This is a genomic window from Geminicoccus flavidas (assembly GCF_009806515.1).
GTDB classification, from domain to species: Bacteria; Pseudomonadota; Alphaproteobacteria; order Geminicoccales; family Geminicoccaceae; genus Geminicoccus; species Geminicoccus flavidus.
The window spans coordinates 1-4,778 of record NZ_WUJP01000842.1 but is presented as its reverse complement, the minus strand read 5'-3'; the positions used below and the strand labels follow the sequence as shown (position 1 = coordinate 4,778).

3 protein-coding genes are annotated in these 4,778 nt (G+C 67.0%); 2 read left to right on the top strand and 1 reads right to left on the bottom strand.

Annotation, left to right across the window (positions count from 1 at the left end):
* Positions 1–246: 246 nt before the first annotated feature.
* Positions 247–1,491, top strand: a complete 1,245-nt coding sequence (locus EQG76_RS24185) for an MFS transporter (RefSeq protein WP_159717119.1) — start codon at positions 247–249, stop codon at positions 1,489–1,491.
* Between the two features lie 186 nt (positions 1,492–1,677).
* On the opposite strand, the gene EQG76_RS24180 is transcribed toward EQG76_RS24185, so the two are convergent.
* Positions 1,678–3,411, bottom strand: a complete 1,734-nt coding sequence (locus EQG76_RS24180) for a BCCT family transporter (RefSeq protein ID WP_159717117.1) — start codon at positions 3,409–3,411, stop codon at positions 1,678–1,680.
* A gap of 244 nt (positions 3,412–3,655) precedes the next feature.
* Here EQG76_RS24180 and EQG76_RS24175 point away from each other — a divergent pair, with 244 nt between their 5' ends.
* Positions 3,656–4,309 carry a hypothetical protein gene (locus EQG76_RS24175; RefSeq protein WP_159717115.1) on the top strand — a complete coding sequence of 218 codons (654 nt, stop codon included), beginning with the start codon at positions 3,656–3,658 and terminating at the stop codon, positions 4,307–4,309.
* The last annotated feature ends 469 nt before the right edge of the window (positions 4,310–4,778 follow it).

The window sequence follows — 4,778 nt, the reverse complement described above, 5'->3', positions numbered from 1 at the left end:
GCCGATGGCCACGAACACCAGGATGTCGACGTCCATCGGCGCCTCCGATCCGGACGGGCGCCCGAGCCGGGCACGTCCTGATCCGGGCGCAACGCCAGCAGCAGCCGGACGTTCCGCGCTTGCCCGGCTGCGGCCAGGGGCACGATGCCACAGGCAGGGCCTCTGCCCCCCGCATCGGCTAGCGGGCCGCATATCGCTGTCTGGACCGTCAGTTGACACTGCGCCCGGCCCGCGCAAAGAGGCGCTATGCTCCAGCGTGCTCCCCTCGTCACCCCCGTCCTGTTAGCCGGCAGCCTGGTGGTGCTGGTGGGCTTCGCCATCCGCGCGTCGTTCGGCGTGTTCCAGCTGCCGATCGCGATGGAGTTCAACTGGCCCCGCGCCGAGTTCTCGCTCGCGATTGCGATCCAGAACCTGGCCTGGGGTTTTGGCCAGCCGCTGTTCGGTGCGCTGGCCGAGAAGATCGGCGACCGCAAGGCGATCATCCTGGGGGCCTTGGCCTATGCGCTGGGCCTGATCCTCTCGGCAGGCGCCACCCTGCCGATCCAGCACCAGCTCTACGAGGTGCTGGTGGGGCTGGGTGTCGCCGGCACCGGGTTCGGCGTGGTGCTGGCCGTGGTGGGCCGGGCCTCGTCGGCCGAGAACCGCTCCATGTCGCTTGCCATCGTTACCGCCGCCGGGTCCGCCGGCCAGGTACTGGGCCCGCCGCTGGCCGAGGGCCTGCTGGCGCTGATGCCCTGGCAGCACGTGTTCCTGGTGTTTGCGGCGATAATCCTGGCGGTGCTGGTGGTGCTGCCCTGGATGCGCACGCCGGCACCCGCGTCCAAGGCGGAATTGCAGGAAAGCATGGGCACGGTGGTGCTGGGTGCTTTGCGCGACCCGAGCTTCGCCATGATCTTCCTGGGCTTCTTCTCCTGCGGCTACCAGCTGGCCTTCATTACCGCGCATTTCCCGGCCTTCGTGGCCGAGAGCTGCGGGCCGATCATGCTGGGCAGCGTGCTGCACTCCATGGGGATCACCACCACCAATGCGCTGGGGGCGGTCGCGATCTCCATCATCGGGCTCGGCAACATCGCAGGCACGCTGCTGGCGGGCTGGGCCGGCAAGCACTTCACCAAGAAGTACCTGCTGGCTGGAATCTATACGGGCCGCACCCTGATCGCCGCCTGGTTCATCCTGACTCCGATGACGCCCGCCACGGTGCTGATCTTCTCCGCGGTGATGGGCAGCATGTGGCTCGCCACCGTACCCCTCACCTCCGGCCTGGTCGCCCATCTCTACGGGCTGCGCTACATGGGCACGCTCTACGGCATCGTGTTCCTGAGCCACCAGCTGGGCAGCTTCATGGGCGTCTGGTTGGGCGGCCGGCTCTACGACGCCTATGGCAGCTACGACACCGTCTGGTGGGTCGGCGTCGGCGTGGGTGCCTTCAGCGCCATCATCCACCTGCCGATCCGCGAAACCGCGAGCCCGCTGGCAGCCGCGGCAAGATGAGCCGGCAGGCAGGCCGCTCCGCCAGGCTGTATGGTCCAAGCAAGCCTGACCGTACCCGAAGCGGGGCGACTCTTGTCGTCTCCGGGGCATGGCAAGACCTCGTCGTCCGAAGATACTGGATTAGCTATCGAGGCGCCCATGTTGGCCGGGCGGCCCAGGTTGCTGACCACCGATTGGTGGTGGAGTTCAGCCTGACCTCACTCTTCCGCTTTCGCCGGCTCGCCCATCTGGACGAGCTTGCTCTGCCAGCCCGCGTTGGCGTGGCTCGCTCATCAGGCCCCGCAGGATGGCATAGCACGCGCCGAGCAGGACGAAAGTGAACGGAAAGCCCGTGGAGACGGCCATCGCTTGCAGCCCGGCCAGCCCTCCACCCAGAAGCAGCGCGATGGCCACCAGCCCTCCAAAGGTCGCCCAGAAAACGCGCTGGGGCGTGGGCGCGTTGATCTTGCCGCCGGCCGCGATCGTGTCGATCACCAGCGAGCCCGAGTCCGACGAGGTGACAAAGAACACCACCACGAGCACGATGCCCACCAGTGAGCTCAGGAAGGTCAGAGGGAGCTGGGTCAGCATGGCGAAGAGCTTCAGCTCCAGGGGAGCCTCCTGCGCGCCGGTGAAGCCGTCGTTCAGCACCTGGCTGATGGCGGTGCCGCCCATGGCCGTCATCCAGAGGACGGACAGCATGGTCGGGACAAGCAACACTGCCACGAGGAACTGCCGCACCGTGCGCCCCCGCGACACGCGCGCGATGAACATGCCCACAAAGGGCGACCAGCTGATCCACCAGGCCCAGTAAAAGGCCGTCCAGCCATGCCGGAAGTTGTCGTCGTTCCGCCCGAACGGGTTCGAGAGCGCCGGCAGATAGGTGGCATAGGCCCCGATGTTCGAGACAAACCTGGTCAGGATGTCGAGCGTGGGACCTGCCACAATGACGAACAGGAGCAGGAGCGCAGCCAGGCCCAGGTTCAGCTCGGACAGGCGCCTCACCCCGGCGTCCAGCCCCGCCACCACGGATGCGAGCGCAATCGCAGTGATCACGATGATCAGGAAGACGAGCGCCGCGCTCGAGGTCGGGAAGCCGAAGAGGAAGCTGAGGCCAGCGGCGATCTGCTGCGCGCCGATCCCAAGCGAGGTGGCCAGACCGAAGATCGTGGCGAGGATCGCCACGATGTCGATCACGTGTCCCAGCCAGCCCCAGATCCTTTCACCCAGGATGGGATGAAAGCAGGACCGCAGCGTGAGCGGCAGGCCCTTGTTGAACGAGAAAAGCGCCAGTGCCAGCGCCACGACGGCATAGATTGCCCAGGGGTGCAGGCCCCAATGGAAGATCGTCGCAGCCATGCCGAGCCGCCGGGCGGCCACCGGGTCTCCCTCGGCACCCCCGAGCGGCGCCCAGTCGGTGCGGGCCCCGCCCGCATCGATCGTCACCCCCTCGAGGGCCGCGCTGAAATGGCCCAGGGGCTCGGAGACCCCGTAGAACATCAGCCCGATGCCCATGCCGGCGGCAAAGAGCATGGCGAACCACGACATATAGCTGTAGTCCGGCGTGGCCTGGGGTCCACCCAGCCGGACGCTGCCCAGCGGCGTGACGATCAGGACGAGGCAGAGCAGGACGAAGATGTTGCCGGCCAACAAGAAGAACCAGTCGAGCGTTGCGGTCAGCCAGTCGCGAAGGCCGACGAACAGCGGCTCGACCTCGTTCTGGAAGGCCATCGTCAGGAACGTGAAGGCGACGATCGCGAGGGCCGAGACGACGAAGACGACTTGGTGGATGTCGAACGACAGCAACCCGCTCCGGGCGATGTTGTGCTGCCCAATCTCGTACGAGGTCTCGATGATCTCGGTCCGGCCCTCGGGCTCGCGGAGCGGTTCTGCGCCCGAAACGCTGGCCTCGCCTTCGGCCTGATCGGTTGACTGTGCCATGGGTCAGGTCCTTTGGCTCTCAACCGGAGAGCCGGCTGGATGTTCCGCGCCGGCATTGACCGGGGCTCGTCTCGAACCGATCTCATGACACGGCACCTGCGCCGAGGGGCTGGTGGACAGGGACGCTGTCGCCCGCTTCTGAGGCGCGACGCACTGCTTGAAGCTGTCAGCCGATCGATCTGCCCCGGGCGCTGAAGCCCTGTCATCCTCCCGTCCTGCAAGATCGACGAGCACGCGGGGAGCCATGCTGAACTGGCTGAGCGAGAACAGCGACGCGGTGAATGTCGTCCTCAATCTCGCCATGCTGCTCGTCTGGATCGCATACCTGCAGGTCTTTGTCTCGAGCTACCGTCGCCAGCGGCAGGCCAACATCCTGATCAGCGTCGGCGGCGGATCGGGGCTCGATGCTCGTTGCCTCATCAGCAACCTGAGCCAGGGTGCCATCTACATCCGGAGCCTCCTCCTCGACCTGACAACGGCCGAGGGTGCCTCCAGCCACTCCGTCACCGAGATCGAGGACCTCGAGGAGTGGCAAGCGCCCACCGATCTGAACCTGTGGACGCGTCAGGGCCCGCTCGACCCCGGGTGCATACGGGACATGGGAACGTTCCGTGCCATGCTGGACCATGCCATCCGGGCGGGGCGGGGCCCGACGGAACAGGCCGGCATCCCGGCCATCGACGCGATCGAAGCGATCCGCGTGACCGTCATCGCCCATTACGGACCCGAAGATCTGCTGGTTGCGGCCGAGCAGAGCTACACGCTCAACCGCCGGGATGGCTCGACCGGGCTCAGCCCGCAGGCGGTCACCCCCCGGCAGATCCGCTCCCGAGGCGAGCGCAAGCAGCTCAGAGCTCGGCTCGAGCAAGAGGTCAACCAGGGCAGGCGGACGATGTAGCTCCAGCAGATGACGGAGGCCGCGAAGGTGAGGAAGGCCTCGTGGTTATCGGCGCACCGCTCGTACCGGACCGTCAGGCGGCAGAAGCGGCTGAACCAGACCAGGATGCGCTCCCCGATCCAGCGGTGCCGGCCCGAGCGTTCGCTGCGGTCCACGCGGATCGGGCGATCCGAGGCTGGATCCGGCGCCGGCGCAGAGCCTTGACGGTCTTCGCCAAGCTCATGACGCTCCCAAGTCAGGCCGCCGGCCACCCCGTGCCGCCCTCTGGAGCACCATCGGCGATCCGCCCGCCACCTGCAGCACGAGCCAATGCCCCAACGACCTTGAATGCCGGTTGTGCAGGCGACTGAACCGAAACTGATCTAGATCACGAGGATCTGCTTACCCCGGCGCCACACGGCTGATGGCGGCTGGACGGAGCAGGTACCCGCCTTCGCCAAGAAGCGGCGACAGGTGCATGCCGGCGGCC

What these genes read in the sequence shown, in the direction of transcription:
- EQG76_RS24185 (WP_159717119.1), top strand. Translation starts at nt 247, where the DNA reads ATGCTCCAGCGTGCTCCCCTCGTCACCCCCGTCCTGTTAGCCGGCAGC.
- EQG76_RS24180 (WP_159717117.1), bottom strand. Translation starts at nt 3,411, where the DNA reads ATGGCACAGTCAACCGATCAGGCCGAAGGCGAGGCCAGCGTTTCGGGC.
- EQG76_RS24175 (WP_159717115.1), top strand. Translation starts at nt 3,656, where the DNA reads ATGCTGAACTGGCTGAGCGAGAACAGCGACGCGGTGAATGTCGTCCTC.